The following is a 15,374-nucleotide window of genomic DNA, read 5'->3' as shown; positions in this document are numbered from 1 at the left end:
CCGCAGCGTCAGCCCTGCCGTCAGGGCGCCACCCACGCGTACCGGTGCTCCGGGCGGCCCGTGTCGCCGTACTTGAGGGAGAGGCGGAGGCGGCCGGCCTGTTCGAGGTGGCGGAGGTAGCGCTGGGCGGTGGAGCGGCTCAGGCCTGTCTCGGCGGCGACCTCGTGGGCCGACAGGGGGTGGTCGGCGTGGTGGAGGACGCGGCAGATGAGGTCGGTCGTCGGCTCCGAGTGGCCGCTCGGCAGGCCCGGTGACGGCGGCGCGGGCGTGGTGCGCAGGGCGCCGAAGATCCGGTCGACCTGTTCCTGGCCGGCGATGCCGCGGCCGCCGACGCGGTCGACCGTGCGGCGCAGGGCGGCGTAGGAGTCGAGGCGGGAGCGCAGCGCGGCAAAGGTGAACGGCTTGACCAGGTAGTGCAGGGCGCCCAGACGCATCGCGGTCTGGACGGTTGTGACGTCGCCTGCGGCGGTGATCATGATGACGTCGGTGCCGTGGCCCTGTTCCCGCATGCGGTGGACGAGTTCGAGGCCCGTCTGGTCGGGGAGGTAGTGGTCGAGCAGGACCAGGTCGATGGTGCCGCGCTGGACGGTCGCCAGGGCCTGTGCGGCGGTGTGGGCGCGGGCGGCGACCCGGAAACCGGGAACCTTTCCCACGTACTTGGCGTTGATCTCGGCGACACGGAAGTCGTCGTCCACGACCAGGACGTCAATCATCGGGCCTCTCTCCGTGGCGGCCAGCGAGCGGTGCGCCCGTGCTTCGGCTCCGTTGTTGTAGCGCGAGCAAAACGAGCACAACAGGCTGTTGCAAGCAAAAGAACGGCATGCGCTCAGAAGGCTGATGCCGTCACCCGGGTCGCACCTACCGTCCCCGGCCATGAGCGCAGACACCAGCCCCGCCATCGAGCTGCGGGGCGCGAGCAAGACGTTCAGGACCCCGTCGGGGGGCCTGCACACGGCGGTCCGGGGACTTGATCTCACGGTCCGGCGTGGTGAGTTCGTGGCCGTCGTCGGACCCACCGGCTGCGGCAAGTCGACCACGCTGACCCTGGTCAGCGGCCTCGAAGAGCCCACCGAGGGCGAGGTCGTGGTCGCCGGCGAACCGGTCCGTGGCGTGGGGGACAAGGTCGGGTTCGTCTTCCAGCAGGACGCCACTTTTCCCTGGCGCACGGTCCTGTCCAACGTCATGGCGGGCCCGCGCTTCCGTGGCGTGCCCAAGGCGGAGGCGAAGCGGAAGGCGCGCGAGTGGTTGGCCCGCGTCGGCCTGTCGGCCTTCGAGGACCGTTATCCGCACCAGCTGTCCGGCGGGCAGCGCAAGCGCGTCGCACTCGCCTCGACCTTCGTCAACGACCCCGAGATCCTGCTGATGGACGAGCCGTTCTCGGCGCTCGACGTGCAGACCCGGGCCCTGATGTCGGACGAACTGCTGGAGCTGTGGGAGGGCACCGGCGCCTCCGTCGTGTTCGTCACCCACGACCTGGAGGAGTCCATCGCGCTGGCCGACCGGGTCGTCGTGATGACGGCAGGGCCGGCCACCGTCAAGCACGTCTTCGACATCGACCTGCCCCGCCCGCGCAAGGTCGAGTCGGTGCGCCTGGAACCGCGCTTCATCGAGATCTACCGGGAGATCTGGGAGTCCCTCGGCGAAGAGGTCCGCATCACGCGCGAGAGGGGTGCCGCCCATGTCGCCTGAAGTGCTCAGTCAACCTGTGGTCAATACGGTCAAGACGCCGGACCGCGCCCATTCACGCGCGCGTGCCGCCCGCAGACGCAAGATCGTCGTCGCGGCCTCGCGGGTGCTGCTCCTGGTCACGGTTCTCGGGCTGTGGGAGGTGCTCGCGCGCACCGACGTCATCGATCCGTTCAACTTCTCGATGCCCTCGAAGATCTGGGACCAGATCTGGACCTGGGTGACACACGGGACCGCGCTCGGGTCGTTGGGCGAACAGATCTGGTACACGCTCCACGAGGCGCTGCTCGGCTGGGTCTTCGGGGTGGCCGCCGGTGTGGTGTTCGGTATTGCCCTGGGGCGGATCACCTTTCTCGCCGATGTCCTTGGTCCATACATCAAGGTGCTCAACTCGATCCCCAGGATCGTCCTTGCACCCATCTTCGTGATCTGGTTCGGCCTCGGCCCCGCCTCCAAGGTCGCGTCCGCGGTCGTGCTCGTCTTCTTCCCGGTGTTCTTCAACGCCTTCCAGGGCGCCCGTGAGGTCGACCGCAACCTGGTCGCCAACGCCCGCATCCTCGGCGCGAGCGACCGGCGCGTGACGCTTCAGGTGGTCATCCCGTCCGCCACCTCGTGGATCTTCACCAGCCTCCACGTCAGCTTCGGCTTCGCCCTCATCGGCGCGATCGTCGGCGAGTACATCGGTGCCACGAAGGGCATCGGCCTGCTCGTTGCGCAGTCGCAGGGCACGTTCAACGCGGCCGGTGTGTACGCCGCGATGGTCATCCTCGCCGTCGTCGCGCTCGTCGCCGAAGGGCTGCTCACCTTCGCCGAGCGCCGCATCTTCCGCTGGAAGCCCACGGGTTCGGACAGCTGATCCGAGCCATCCCGCTCCGCCCTTCGCCGCCTCCCCTTCACAAGGACGTGAACCCTCATGCGCAAGACCGCCAGATACTCCGCCCTGGCCGCCGCCGGCCTGCTCGCCCTCTCCTCGCTCACCGCCTGCGCCAATGACGCGGCCGGCACCGCCTCCTCCGGCAGCAAGGGCGACGGCAAGGGTACGAAGGTCAAGATCATGGTCGGTGGCCTGGACAAGGTCATCTACCTGCCCGCGATGCTCACCCAGCGGCTCGGCTACTTCGACGCCGAGGGCCTCGACGTGGAACTGCTGAGCGAACCCGCCGGCGTCCAGGCCGAGACCGCGCTCGTCTCCGGCCAGGTCCAGGGCGCGGTCGGCTTCTACGACCACACGCTCGACCTCCAGGTGAAGGGCAAGCACGTCGAGTCCGTGGTGCAGTTCTCGCACGCGCCCGGCGAGGTGGAGATCGTGTCCACCAAGAAGGCCGACGACATCACCTCGCCCAAGGACTTCAAGGGGAAGAAGCTCGGCGTCACCGGCCTCGGCTCGTCGACCGACTTCCTCACCAAGTACCTCGCCGTCAAGAACGGCGTGAAGGTCAGCGAGTTCACCCCGGTCGCCGTCGGCGCCGGACCGACCTTCATCTCGGCGCTCCAACAGGGCGCGATCGACGGCGGCATGACGACGGACCCGACCGTCGCGAACATCCTGGCCAAGAAGGCGGGCAAGGTTCTCCTCGACATGCGCACGCCCGCGGGATCGCAGGCGGCGCTCGGCGGCCCGTATCCGTCGTCAAGTCTGTACATGCAGACGGACTGGGTGAATGCACACAAGGACACCGTCCAGAAGATGGTCAATGCATTCGTCAAGACACTCAAGTGGATGTCCACACACAGCGCGAGCGAGATCGCCGACAAGATGCCCGCCGACTACTCGCAGGGCAACAAGGTCCTCTACGCCTCGGCCATCGAGAGCACCTTGCCCATGTTCACGGACGACGGGGTGATGCCCAAGAACGGCCCCGAGACCGTCGAGAAGGTGCTCAAGGCCTTCAACCCCGCCGTCCAGAAGGCCGACGTCGACCTCGACAAGACGTACACGACCGAGTTCGTGGACAAGGTCGCGGACTGAAGTCCGTGACCCCGGCATCCGTATAGAGGGAGGGCACGGTTCCTTCCCCCGCCCCCACGGGCCGTGCCCTCAGGCGCGGGTCGCCCACACGTAACGGTGTTCCGGGCGGCCCGCGTCGCCGTACTTGAGCGTGAGCCGGGCCCGTCCGGTGCGCTCCAGAAGCTTCAGATAGCGCTGGGCGGTCTGCCGGCTCACCCCCGTCCGCTCGGCGATCTCCTGGGCCGACAGCGGCCCTTCGGCGTTCATCAGGGACTGCCGGACGAGCTCCGCGGTCGTGGGGGAGTGGCCCTTGGGCAGGTCGGGCTCGGACGGCGTGGACAGGGCGCCGAAGATGCGGTCCACCTCCGCCTGTTCCGCCTCGCCGCCGCTGTCGAGCGTGCGGCGCAGCTCGGCGTACGCCTCCAGCTTGGCGCGCAGCCCCGCGAAGGCGAACGGCTTGACCAGGTACTGGAGCGCGCCGTGGCGCATCGCGGCCTGCACGGTCGTGATGTCCCGGGCCGCCGTCACCATGATCACGTCGGTCTGGTGGCCGCGGCGCCGCATCTCCTGGACGACCGACAGACCCGTCTCGTCGGGCAGGTAGTGGTCCATGAGGACCAGGTCGACGCGGGGCAGCAGCTCCACCTGGCGCAGCGCCTCCGCCGCGCTGTGCGCCTCGCCCGCCACATGGAATCCGGGCACCTTCTCGACGTAGGCGGCGTTGACCCGCGCGACCCGCGTGTCGTCGTCCACGACCAGGACCTCGATCATCACGACTCCTCCTCGGGGGCGGCCGGAACGGTCAGCGCGGGCTCCAGATCGTCACCCGCCAGCGCCTCGGGCAACACGACGACGAACTCCGCGCCCCCGCCGTCGGCCTCGGTCACGGTGGCGCTGCCACCCTGCCGTTCGGCCAGCCGCCGCACCAGGGAGAGCCCGATGCCGCGCTTGCCGTGCGCGGGCGGCTTCTTCGTGGACCACCCTTCGGTGAAGACCAGTTCACGCTGTTCCGCCGGAATGCCTGGCCCCGTGTCGCGCACCCTGAGGACGGCGGTACGGCCCTCGGCGCGCAACTCGACCTCCACGCGCGCGTGCGGCTTTCCTCCTACGGCGTCCAGCGCGTTGTCGACCAGGTTGCCGACCACCGTGACGATGCCCCTGGGGTCGATCAGCCGGTCCGGGAGCCGTGTGCGGTCCGAGATCCAGAGGGCGACCCCGCGCTCCGCCGCGACGGTCGCCTTGCCGACCAGCAGGGCGGCGAGCAGCGGGTCCTTGATCTTCTCGGTGACCTGCTCCGCGGTGGCGCGATGGTCGCCGACCACCTCTCCGACGAACTCCACGGCGTCGTCGTACATCTCCAGTTCGAGCAGCCCGAGGAGTGTGTGCATGCGGTTGGCGTGCTCGTGGTCCTGGGCGCGCAGGGCGTCGATCAGCCCGCGCGTGGAGTCGAGTTCGCGGCCCAGCTGTTCCAGTTCCGTGCGGTCGCGCAGGGTCGCGACGGCGCCGCCGTCGTCGGTGGGCATGCGGTTGGCGATCAGGACCCGCTGGCCGCGGACGGTGAGCAGGTCGGTGCCCGTCACCCGGCCGGCCAGCACGTCGGCCGTACGACCCTCGCCGAGCGCCTCGTCGGGGGTGCGGCCCACGGCCTCGTCGCCGATGCCCAGCAGCCGCTGTGCCTCGTCGTTGAGGAGCCGGACGCGGCCGGTGCGGTCCAGGGCGACGACGCCCTCCCTGATGCCGTGCAGCATCGCCTCGCGCTCCGCGAGCAGCGCCGAGATGTCGGAGAAGGCCAGGTCACGAGTCTGCCGCTGGACCCGCCGGGAGATCAGCCAGGCGGCCAGCGCGCCGACGGCCAGGGCGCCGCCGGCGTAGGCGAGCAGACCCGGGATGGCGTGGATCAGACGGGCCCGGACGCTGTCGTACGCGATGCCGACCGAGACCGCCCCGATGATGTTCCCGTCGCTGTCGCGCAGGGGCACCTTGCCGCGGGCCGAGCGGCCGAGGGTGCCCTCGTCGATCTCCATGACCTGTTCGCCCGCGAGCGCCCGCGCGGGGTCGGTCGAGACCTTCCCGCCGATCTCCTTCGGGTCGGTGTGCGACCAGCGGACGCCGTCCTTGTTCATGATCACGACGTACTCGGCCTTGGTGGCCTTGCGGATCCGCTCGGCCTCCTTCTGCACCGGCCCGTCGACCGAGTAGGGGGTGGTCTGCAGGTCCTTCGCGATCTGCGGCTGCTCGGCGGTCGTCTGCGCGATGGCGAGGGCCCGGCGCATGGCCTGGTCGTCCAGCTGGTTGCTGAGCGGTGCGAGGAAGAGTCCGGTCGCCAGCACCGTGACTCCCGCGGCGATCGCGAGCTGCATCAGCAGCACCTGCGAGAACATCCGCCGCGGCAGCCCGAGGCGGAGGCGTCGTGCGGGGGGAGTGGGGCGGCTCATACCCATGACGGTACGCGGAGGGGTGCGGGCTGCCGTAGGGGTGTGGCGTGGATCTCTTGATCAACGCACATGATCGGTGGATGACCCACTTGATCAGTGGACGAGGCCCTTGACCACCTTGTTCGGCTGGTTCAGCTCGCCAGCGCCGAGGGTGGCGTCAACTCCCGCACCGCCACCACGTCCATCCGCGCGGGCGAGCCGAGCACCGACGTCCCGCAGCTCTCCGCGCGGGGCGGCAGGGACGCGCCCTGGGCCACGACGACCCGCCAGCGGCGCCCGTCCACGTGGGCGACGGTCACCTCCCAGCGCGGTGCCGCGCCCTCCGTCCGTACGACGGCCAGCGCGTCCGCCGCGTACTCGTCCGCCGCCGCACGCACGGCCAGTTCGGCCGCCTGCCCCGGCCGTTCCCAGGCCGAGCTCCCGCGGCACCCCTCCACGACGATCCGGCCGTCCTGGGCGCTGTGCAGGATCTCCTTGACGGCGTGGGCCCCGACGCGGCCGTACGCGTAGCCGTACGGCAGGACGAGCAGCGTCGGCGAGAAGCGATGTCCACCCAGATGGGTGACCTCCCAGACGCCCTCGACCCCGGAGGCGGACAGTTCGGCGGCGAGCGGCCGCCCCAGGAGGGCGCAGCAGCGGTCGCGCTTGCCGTTGGTGCAGACGAGCGCGAGCGGGGTACCGGTGTGGGGGCGCCCGTCGAGGACGGTGTCGAAGCTGCGGTGGTCGCCGGCGCCGAGCGCGGCGAAGTCCAGGTCGAGCAGGCGCTGCGGGTCGCGGATCGTGGCGCTGTGCAGCCAGCTGCTGCCGGGGGCGGTGTGGGACACGTACACCTGGCGGGCGGACGGCGTACCGCAGTCGGCGTGCCGCCCGGGGCGGCGGATGAGGGCGACCCGGACGCCCGTGCCCTTCGCCGCCTTCTCCAGAGCGCGGCCCAGCACGGGGTCCAGATGGCTCGACGTGAGCGCGTGGGCGCCCCAGGGGCCGGGCTGTTCCAGGAGCAGCCAGGTCCTGGCGGTGGCCGCGGTGCCCGCGATGGGCTCGTCGAGGTCCCGGGAGACGGTTGAGCACGTACTCACAGAGGTGAGCCTAACCTGACTTGCCCGACGGCGACTTCCGGGCGCGCTGGTGCGCTACTCGGGGAGGGGCTGAGGAGGCTTGGCGCCGACGTAGAGCCCGCTCGGCCGCATGCGCAGCGGGCGCTCGCCGTACTCCTCCAGGGCGTGCGCGATCCAGCCCGCCGTCCGGGCGACGGCGAAGATCGTCTCGCCGGCCGTGGCGGGCATCCCCGAGGAGGCGGTGAGCACCGCGAGCGCCAGGTCGACGTTGGCGTGCAGCGGGGTGTGGCGGGCCGTGGTGGCGACGACGTCGCGGGCCGCGAGGAGGGCGGGTTCGGCCCGGGGGATCTCCTCCAGCAGCGCGAACAGGGCACGCGCGCGTGGGTCTTCGCCGCGGTAGAGCCGGTGACCGAGTCCGGGGATACGGCGTCCGGCCCGCAGCTCGTCCGCGATCACGGGGCCGGCGTCACCCTGTTCGAGTACGTCGTTCAGCAGTCGGTGGGCGAGCCCGCTGGCCGCGCCGTGCAGCGGCCCTTCGAGCACGCCGAGCCCGGCGGAGACGGCCGCGTAGGCGTGCGCCCGGGCGGAGGCCGCGACGCGCACCGCGAGCGTGGAGGCGGCGAGGTCGTGGTCGACGAGCAGACCCAGGGCCGTGTCCAGGACACGCAGGGAGGCCTCGTCGGCGGCGCGGGCGCTGAGCCGCGCCCACAGCCGCTCGGCGAGCGAGCCCTCGTCGCGGTGGCCGGTCCGTACCGGCGGCAGGGCGGCGACCAGGGTGGGGATGAGGATGCGCGCGGTGCCCAGTACGGCCTCCTCGGAGAGGTCGAAACGCAGGGGGTCCGCGGCCGCGGCGGCGATGGCCGCGACCCGCAACCGGTCGGTGGGCGAGGCGTGTTCGGGCAGGGCGTCCACGACGCGGCGGGCGACGGCGACGGAGGCGTCGGGGGCGCTGAACGTCGTGCCGGGCCGCATCCGCCCCGTCCAGAGCCACTCGGCGATCTCCTCGTAGGAGTGGCGTGCGGCCAGCTCCGTCGCGTCCACGCCCCGGAAGTAGTACCGGTCCGCGTCGATGAGCGTGATGCGGGTCCGCACCGACAGCTCGCCGCCGGATCCCGAACTCCCGCTGCTCTCACGCTTGTTGCGCCGGGCGAGGGTCTCCACCTCCTTGGCGTCGAAGGTGCTGCCGCGGCCACCGGGCACGCGTCGGCTGCTGAGCTGACCGCGGCTGACATAGGCGTACACGGTCTCGGGCTTCACGCCCAGCAGCTCTGCGGCCTCTTTGGTGCTCAGCCGCCGGTCCCCGTGGAGGGAGGGGGCGGGTTCGTGATCGCGCATGGGGCACACCGTATCCGTATGGACTGCATATTGATTCAATCAATATTGACAGCTAGCAAGTCAATCATCGACAGTCGAATCAAGTCCAGGGAGGAAACATGTCCGTCAACAGGGCCGCAGCCACCCTCGTCGACGTACCGCGAGGACTCGCGGGCGTCGTCGTCACCGACACCGAGATCGGTGACGTCCGGGGGCTCGAGGGCTTCTATCACTATCGCCAGTACTCGGCCGTCGAGCTTGCGCAGACCCGCAGCTTCGAGGACGTCTGGCATCTCCTGGTCCACGGCGAACTGCCGGACACCGCGCGGAGCGCCGCCTTCGCCGCCGAGACCGCGGCGCTGCGCCGGCTGCCGGAGGGTGTCCGTGCGGCGCTGCCCGCCATCGCGGCCGCGGGTGTGAGCTCCGGTCCGCTCGCCGGGATGCGTACGGCGCTGTCGCTGCTGGGCGCGGCGAAGGGCTTCCGGCCGGTGTACGACATCGACGCGGACGAGCGCCGCAGGGACACGATCGTGGCGGCCGCCGCGGTGCCCACCTTGCTGACCGCACTGCACCGGCTGGGGAAGGGGCTGGAGCCGGTCGAGCCGCGCGAGGATCTCTCGTACGCCGCCAACTACCTGTACATGTTGACGGGTTCGGAGCCGGAACCGCGACAGGCTCGGGCGATCGAGCAATACTTGATCTCAACCATTGATCACGGCTTCAATGCATCAACCTTCACGGCGCGGGTCATCACGTCGACGGGTGCGGACGCGGCGGCCTGCCTGGTGGGCGCCGTAGGGGCACTTTCGGGGCCGCTGCACGGCGGTGCGCCCAGCCGTGCGCTGGACACGCTGGACGCGATCCGGACCCCGGACCGCATCGACCCCTGGATCCGTGAACGCGTCCTCGCGGGCGAGCGCATCATGGGCTTCGGCCACGCGATCTACCGCACCGAGGACCCCCGCTCCCGGATGCTGCGCGAGATCGCCCAGGGGTTCGGCGGTCCGCGCGTCGCCTTCGCGGTGGAGGTGGAGCGACAGGTCGAAGCGATCCTGTCCGAGCTGAAGCCCGGCCGCGAACTCCACACCAACGTCGAGTTCTACGCGGGCGTGGTCATGGAGCTGTGCGGATTGCCGCGCGAGATGTTCACCCCGACGTTCGCGGCGGGGCGGGTGGTGGGGTGGAGCGCCAACGTCCTGGAACAGGCGGAGGACTCGAAGATCATCCGTCCGGTGGCGCGGTATGTGGGGCCGGGGGCGCCGGTGGCGGTGCCGACGACGGTGTGACGGTCGCGTGCGCCTGCGCGGGGCTCGGCACCGCACGATGCCGAGCCCGCTGACGGCCTGAGCGCGAGGTCAGGCGTCGGGGATGTCCTTCTTGGCCGCGATCAGGGTTTCGCGTGTGATGACGACGATGCGTTCGTGGTCCGCTCGCGAGGCGTCCGGTGGCAGCTCGGCGTCGAGTTCGGCCGTGGCCTCTCTGCCGACGACGGCGAAACTGCCGTCACTGAGCTCGAAGATGTCGGGGCAGGACTGTCCGGACATGCTGCCCCGCTGACGGGGCGAGTCGCCGATACGGCGAACGACGGTCGTTCGCATGGATGTCGGCCTTTCGTGTGGGACCTTGCGGTCAGGCTGTTGCCGCCCCGAGGTGCCCTGCGGAGGGAACCGCAGGGCACTGGGACTGTCGAGGGCAAACGAAGACAGGCTGACGGAGCAAGTGAGCGCGCCGGGGGAGGGGACTGCCCCCGGCGACTATGCGTCAGGGATGTCAGCCTTGGCGTGGATGAGAGTCTCGCGGGTGACCACGACGATGCGCTCGTAGTCGGCTCTGGACGCGTCGGAAGGGAGCTGGGCGTCGAGTTCGTCGGTGATGTCCGTGCCGATGACAGCGAACCTTCCGTCGGAGAGCTCGAAGATATCGGGGCAATTGGCACCGGTGGCGCTTCCCCTTGCGCTGGGCGGGGTACCAATCCGACGGATGATCTGGCTCACTGTTCTGGCATTCCTTCTGATGTCGAGGCAGGTGCGCACTTGTGCTGCGCGTTGTGATGCGGCCCGGGTGGGGTCACGGCCTCGACAACCAGCAGCGTGGACGGTGGTACGGCGGGGGTAGGCCCGTTCCGCAAGATGCGCAGTAGTCAACCTTGTTGGCACCTGAGGCAACGCGACGGTTTACTGCTTTGTTACCGCCCAACCGTGTGATGTGCACAAGGGGATGGAGCACCGGACGTCCACGCGCGCCGGGGGTGGTGGAAACGCCCTACTCGCTCGGCGGTTCTCCGACGACCCACCACTCGTCGCCGTCCGCCTCCTCCAACTGAGCCAGAAGGTCGTCAACCATGCGTCCGAGCTTGGCTTCGTCGGATGTGTCGATCAGCGTGGCCCGGTGCGGGCGGGTGGCGTACCAGTACTCACGGAAGACCGGGTTCTGGAGCATGCTCCGTGCGAACCCGAAGAACTCGTCGCGGGTGATGTTGCCCATGCGGTAGTAACAGAGCGCATTGGTGTAAAGGGCGTTGGCGAAGAGGAACTGCCGCTGCTTCCTCGGCGGGACCGTGCCGTTGTAGGCGTCCAGCACCTCGGCCAGGTCAGGATCGTCCATGGCCTTGCTCAGCAACTCCCAGTGCTGGCGCTGCTGGTAGGCGAAGTTGGTCTGGTGCTGCGTCTGGGCGGCCTGTTCCAGAAGCTCCACGCGCGTGCGCAAGGCGCTGAGCGTGGGCCGCTGTGCGGCCAAGGAGACGGCGGCGCCCGCCGCCAGCCCGACCCCGGCCGAGGCGACAGCCATCAGCCTCCGTATCCCAAAATTCTGTGTGGCCATGTCAACCCCCGAATCAGGCGGCCGTCCGCCGGTCGTCGGGGTGCGGGTCGACTGTTGGGGACCGGCGAGCGGAGGGCGGCGCTTGCCGTCTCCCAGGGTGCCGAGCGGCTCTGGTCGGCAGGGAGGCGGAGAGGAGGCGCACGGAAGGAAGCGAGGGTCGCACGAACCGGCGCCATGCCCAACGTCTGCCCCGCAAGTGCTGCTAACAATCGTTCACTTCGCAGTGATTCTTCCGGCTCGTATCCTGGTCCGGCATTCAAACCTCGTACATGCGCCGGAGCCGCGATCCGGCGCGCGTACCAGCGCGAAAGAGGTCGCACGTTGCGTCAGCCGAGCCCCGGTCAGCGGCAGATCCCGGTCGTCGTCCTCGCCGGATTCCTGGGTTCCGGCAAGACCACGCTCCTCAACCACCTCCTCCACCGCAGCGGCGGCAGCCGCATCGGCGCGATCGTCAACGACTTCGGGGCCATCGAGATCGACGCGATGGCGGTTGCGGGTGCGCTGGGGGACTCCACCGTCTCCCTCGGCAACGGCTGCCTGTGCTGTGCCGTCGACGCCAGTGAGCTCGACAGCTACCTCGAGCGCCTCGCCCGGCCCGACACCGGCATCGACGTCATCGTCATCGAGGCCAGCGGGCTCGCCGAGCCGCAGGAACTCGTGCGCATGCTGCTCGCCAGCGAGCATCCCGGCATCGTCTACGGCGGGCTCGTCGAGGTCGTCGACGCCGCCGAGTTCGACGACACCCGCGCCAAGCACCCGGAGCTCGACCGGCACCTCGCCCTCGCAGACCTCGTCGTCGTCAACAAGCTCGACCGGGCCGGCGACCGGGACCGGGTTCTAGGGCTGGTCCACGGTCTCGTCGACCGCGCCAGCGTCGTCGTACCCGCCGTCTACGGGCGCATCGACCCCGAGTTCCTGTTCGACTGCAAGCCGAGCGAGGAGCGCATCGGGCAGCTGTCCTTCGACGACCTCCATCACGGACATGACGCAGAAGGGCACTCCGGTCATCTGCACACCGCCTACGACAGCCTCTCCTTCGTCTCCGAAGTGCCGCTCGACCCGCGCCGGTTGATGCAGTTCCTCGACAGCCGGCCCGCGGGGCTGTACCGGATCAAGGGGTACGTCGACTTCGGGGCGTACGACGTTCGCAACCGGTATGCCGTGCACGCCGTCGGCCGGTTCCTGCGGTTCTATCCCGAGCCGTGGGCGAGCGATCCCCGGCTCACCCAGCTCGTCCTCATCGGCTCCGGCATCGACGCCCCCGCCCTCGGCAAGGAGCTGGAGGCGGGCAAGAGCGACGCCCCGCACACCGCCGACGAGCACGGTATGTGGGGCGTCCTGCGGTACGTACAGAATCCCGAAGACGACCTGCGGGATCCCGAGCTCTAGACCGGCCCCGCCACCACCGACACCGTCTTCGCCAGCGACACACCCGAACCGTCACGGCGCGGGTCCATCTCCGGGAGGTCGGCCGGGGTGCCGTTCTTCTGGGCCGCCTTCGCCGGGACGGCGCCCGCCCAGGCGAAGGACAGGCAGTCCTCGCCCTTCAGGAAGCGCTGGCAGCGGACGCCACCGGTCGCGCGGCCCTTGCGCGGGTACTGGTCGAACGGGGTCAGCTTGGCCGTCGTCTGGACCGAGTCGTCCAGCGTGCCGCGCGAGCCCGCGACCGTGAACACCACCGCGTCCGCCGCCGGGTCCACCGCCGTGAAGGAGATGACCTTCGCGCCGTCCGCGAGCTTGATGCCCGCCATGCCGCCCGCCGGACGGCCCTGCGGGCGGACCTGCGCGGCCTGGTAGCGGAGCAGCTGGGCGTCGTCCGTGATGAAGACCAGATCCTCGTCGCCCGTACGGAGTTCCACCGCGCCGACGATCCGGTCGCCGTCCTTGAGCGTGATGACCTCCAACTCCTCCTTGTTCGAGGGGTAGTCGGGGACGACACGCTTCACGACGCCCTGTTCCGTGCCGAGCGCCAGGCCGGGCGACGACTCGTCGAGGGTGATCAGGCAGACCACCGTCTCGCCGTCGTTCAACGACACGAACTCCGACAGCGGGGCGCCTCCGGCGAGGTTCGGCGCCGACGCCGTCTCCGGCAGCTGCGGCAGGTCCACGACGTTGATCCGCAGCAGGCGGCCCTCCGACGTCACCGCGCCGATCTCGCCGCGCGCGGTCGCCGGGACCGCCGAGACGATCACGTCGTGCTTGACGCGCTTGCCGTCGGCGTCCGCCGGGAACGGCTCGCCGTTGGCCGTACGCGCCAGCAGGCCCGTCGAGGACAGCAGCACCCGGCACGGGTCGTCCGCCACCTGGAGCGGCACCGCGGCCGCGGGGGCGCCCGCCGACTCGAGCAGGACCGTACGCCGGTCGGTGCCGAACTTCTTGGCCACCGCGGCCAGTTCGGCGGAGACCAGCTTGCGCAGCTCCGCGTCCGAGTCGAGGATCGCGGTCAGCTCCTCGATCTCCGTGTTGAGCCGGTCCTTCTCGGACTCCAGCTCGATGCGGTCGAACTTGGTGAGGCGGCGCAGCGGCGTGTCCAGGATGTACTGCGTCTGGATCTCCGACAGGGAGAAGCGCTCCATCAGGCGCTCCTTGGCCTGCGCGGAGTTCTCGCTCTGCCGGATGAGGCGGATGACCTCGTCGATGTCCAGCAGCGCCGTCAGCAGGCCCTCGACCAGGTGGAGGCGGTCGCGGCGCTTGGTGCGGCGGAACTCGCTGCGGCGGCGGACGACCTCGAAGCGGTGGTCGAGGTAGACCTCCAGGAGCTCCTTCAGGCCCAGCGTCAGCGGCTGGCCGTCGACCAGCGCCACGTTGTTGATGCCGAAGGACTCCTCCATCGGCGTCAGCTTGTAGAGCTGCTCCAGGACCGCCTCCGGCACGAAGCCGTTCTTGATCTCGATGACCAGACGCAGGCCGTGCGCACGGTCGGTGAGGTCCTTGACGTCGGCGATGCCCTGGATCTTCTTCGAGCCGACCAGGTCCTTGATCTTGGCGATGACCTTCTCCGGGCCGACCGTGAAGGGCAGCTCGGTGATGACCAGGCCCTTACGGCGGGCCGTCACCGTCTCCACCGAGACCGTCGCCCGGATCTTGAAGGTGCCTCGGCCCGTCTCGTACGCGTCCCGGATGCCGGAGAGGCCGACGATCCGGCCGCCCGTGGGCAGGTCGGGGCCGGGGACGTGCTTCATCAGGGTGTCCAGATCCGCGTTCGGGTAGCGGATCAGGTGGCGGGCGGCCGCGATGACCTCGGAGAGGTTGTGCGGCGGCATGTTCGTGGCCATACCGACCGCGATGCCCGACGAGCCGTTGACCAGCAGGTTCGGGAACGCGGCGGGCAGGGCCACCGGCTCCTGCTCCTGGCCGTCGTAGTTCGGCGCGAAGTCGACCGTGTCCTCGTCGATCGACTCGGTCATCAGGCTCGTCGCCTGCGCCTGCCGGCACTCGGTGTACCGCATGGCGGCCGGCGGGTCGTCGTTGCCCAGCGAGCCGAAGTTGCCGTGGCCGTCGACCAGGGGGACGCGCATCGAGAAGGGCTGGGCCATGCGCACCAGGGCGTCGTAGATCGACGAGTCGCCGTGCGGGTGCAACTTACCCATGACCTCGCCGACGACGCGGGCGCACTTCACATAGCCGCGGTCGGGGCGCAGCCCCATCTCGTTCATCTGGTAGACGATGCGCCGGTGCACCGGCTTGAGGCCGTCGCGGGCGTCCGGCAGGGCTCGGGAGTAGATGACCGAGTACGCGTACTCGAGGAAGGAGCCCTGCATCTCGTCGACGACGTCGATGTCGAGGATCTTCTCCTCGTACGAGTCGTCGGGCGGCGGGGTCTTCGTGCTGCGGCGGGCCATCGCTGCCGGCTCCTCTTTTCTGGTCGCTCGCCTACGGGTCGCTCGCGTCCCTTCGGCTCACTCTTGCTCAAGCGTGAACGGGATCTGACGCGGACCATTGTGGACCCCGGCACTGACAACGCGGACGACGACCCGACGTCAGCTCTCCCGCCGGTGGTTCACCCGCGCCGCACGGCGGCCCGTCCGCAGGCTACGGGATCTCGCTGTCGGCGTACGACCACCGGGAACTCCACCGGTGTCCCACACGCTTGCATACAGTGGCAGGACCGGCAGA

General features: G+C 70.0%; 14 protein-coding genes. 5 read left to right on the top strand and 9 right to left on the bottom strand.

What is annotated here, in order from left to right; genetic code table 11:
- Positions 1–20: 20 nt before the first annotated feature.
- On the bottom strand, positions 21–713 hold the full coding sequence (locus IQ210_RS21865; RefSeq protein ID WP_194080749.1) for a response regulator: 693 nt from the start codon (positions 711–713) through the stop codon (positions 21–23).
- A 160-nt stretch (positions 714–873) separates the two neighbouring features.
- Between IQ210_RS21865 and IQ210_RS21860 the strand changes: the two genes are divergently transcribed.
- From IQ210_RS21860 to IQ210_RS21850, 3 genes are read left to right on the top strand one after another with little or no spacing between them, the layout of a single operon-like run.
- Positions 874–1,689: an ABC transporter ATP-binding protein gene (locus IQ210_RS21860; protein WP_194080748.1), complete on the top strand. Its 816-nt coding sequence runs from the start codon at positions 874–876 to the stop codon at positions 1,687–1,689.
- Complete coding sequence (locus IQ210_RS21855) at positions 1,679–2,542, top strand: ABC transporter permease (RefSeq protein ID WP_194080747.1); 864 nt, start codon at positions 1,679–1,681, stop codon at positions 2,540–2,542. The genes IQ210_RS21860 and IQ210_RS21855 overlap by 11 nt, the downstream gene beginning before the upstream one ends.
- A 57-nt stretch (positions 2,543–2,599) precedes the next feature.
- Positions 2,600–3,655, top strand: a complete 1,056-nt coding sequence (locus tag IQ210_RS21850; protein ID WP_194080746.1) for an ABC transporter substrate-binding protein — start codon at positions 2,600–2,602, stop codon at positions 3,653–3,655.
- Between the two features lie 69 nt (positions 3,656–3,724).
- On the opposite strand, the gene IQ210_RS21845 is transcribed toward IQ210_RS21850, so the two are convergent.
- From IQ210_RS21845 to IQ210_RS21830, 4 genes are all read right to left on the bottom strand, one after another.
- Positions 3,725–4,405, bottom strand: coding sequence for a response regulator (locus IQ210_RS21845; protein WP_194080841.1), 681 nt, complete (start codon positions 4,403–4,405; stop codon positions 3,725–3,727).
- On the bottom strand, positions 4,405–6,069 hold the full coding sequence (locus IQ210_RS21840; RefSeq protein ID WP_456115062.1) for an ATP-binding protein: 1,665 nt from the start codon (positions 6,067–6,069) through the stop codon (positions 4,405–4,407). The genes IQ210_RS21845 and IQ210_RS21840 overlap by 1 nt, the downstream gene beginning before the upstream one ends.
- A gap of 131 nt (positions 6,070–6,200) precedes the next feature.
- On the bottom strand, positions 6,201–7,145 hold the full coding sequence (locus tag IQ210_RS21835) for a sucrase ferredoxin (RefSeq protein WP_194080744.1): 945 nt from the start codon (positions 7,143–7,145) through the stop codon (positions 6,201–6,203).
- A gap of 54 nt (positions 7,146–7,199) precedes the next feature.
- Entirely contained in the window at positions 7,200–8,459 is a 1,260-nt protein-coding gene (locus tag IQ210_RS21830; RefSeq protein ID WP_194080743.1) for a citrate synthase, read from the bottom strand.
- Positions 8,460–8,557: 98 nt separating this feature from the next.
- On the opposite strand from IQ210_RS21830, the gene IQ210_RS21825 reads away from it, so the two are divergent.
- The gene (locus IQ210_RS21825) at positions 8,558–9,724 is read left to right on the top strand and encodes a citrate synthase/methylcitrate synthase (RefSeq protein WP_194080742.1); all 1,167 of its coding nucleotides are present in this window, start codon (positions 8,558–8,560) and stop codon (positions 9,722–9,724) included.
- Positions 9,725–9,793: 69 nt separating this feature from the next.
- On the opposite strand, the gene IQ210_RS21820 is transcribed toward IQ210_RS21825, so the two are convergent.
- The 3 genes from IQ210_RS21820 to IQ210_RS21810 all read right to left on the bottom strand — a co-directional run bounded on the left by IQ210_RS21820 (position 9,794) and on the right by IQ210_RS21810 (position 11,225).
- On the bottom strand, positions 9,794–10,036 hold the full coding sequence (locus IQ210_RS21820; protein WP_194080741.1) for a hypothetical protein: 243 nt from the start codon (positions 10,034–10,036) through the stop codon (positions 9,794–9,796).
- A gap of 156 nt (positions 10,037–10,192) precedes the next feature.
- Complete coding sequence (locus tag IQ210_RS21815; RefSeq protein WP_256779652.1) at positions 10,193–10,432, bottom strand: hypothetical protein; 240 nt, start codon at positions 10,430–10,432, stop codon at positions 10,193–10,195.
- 268 nt (positions 10,433–10,700) lie between these two features.
- Positions 10,701–11,225 (bottom strand): DUF6082 family protein, encoded by a 525-nt coding sequence (locus tag IQ210_RS21810; RefSeq protein ID WP_265584705.1) that lies wholly within the window; start codon positions 11,223–11,225, stop codon positions 10,701–10,703.
- Between the two features lie 354 nt (positions 11,226–11,579).
- Here IQ210_RS21810 and IQ210_RS21805 point away from each other — a divergent pair, with 354 nt between their 5' ends.
- Entirely contained in the window at positions 11,580–12,647 is a 1,068-nt protein-coding gene (locus IQ210_RS21805; RefSeq protein ID WP_228048115.1) for a CobW family GTP-binding protein, read from the top strand.
- Here IQ210_RS21805 and IQ210_RS21800 read toward each other — a convergent pair.
- Positions 12,644–15,100 (bottom strand): DNA gyrase/topoisomerase IV subunit A, encoded by a 2,457-nt coding sequence (locus IQ210_RS21800; RefSeq protein ID WP_194080738.1) that lies wholly within the window; start codon positions 15,098–15,100, stop codon positions 12,644–12,646. The two genes, IQ210_RS21805 and IQ210_RS21800, sit on opposite strands and share 4 nt — an antisense overlap.
- Positions 15,101–15,374 lie beyond the last annotated feature (274 nt).

The sequence above is a fragment of the Streptomyces justiciae genome (assembly GCF_015163075.1).
Taxonomy (GTDB): domain Bacteria; phylum Actinomycetota; class Actinomycetes; order Streptomycetales; family Streptomycetaceae; genus Streptomyces; species Streptomyces justiciae.
The sequence above is the reverse complement of the archived record's forward strand: the minus strand, read 5'-3'. Positions and strand labels throughout refer to the sequence as shown.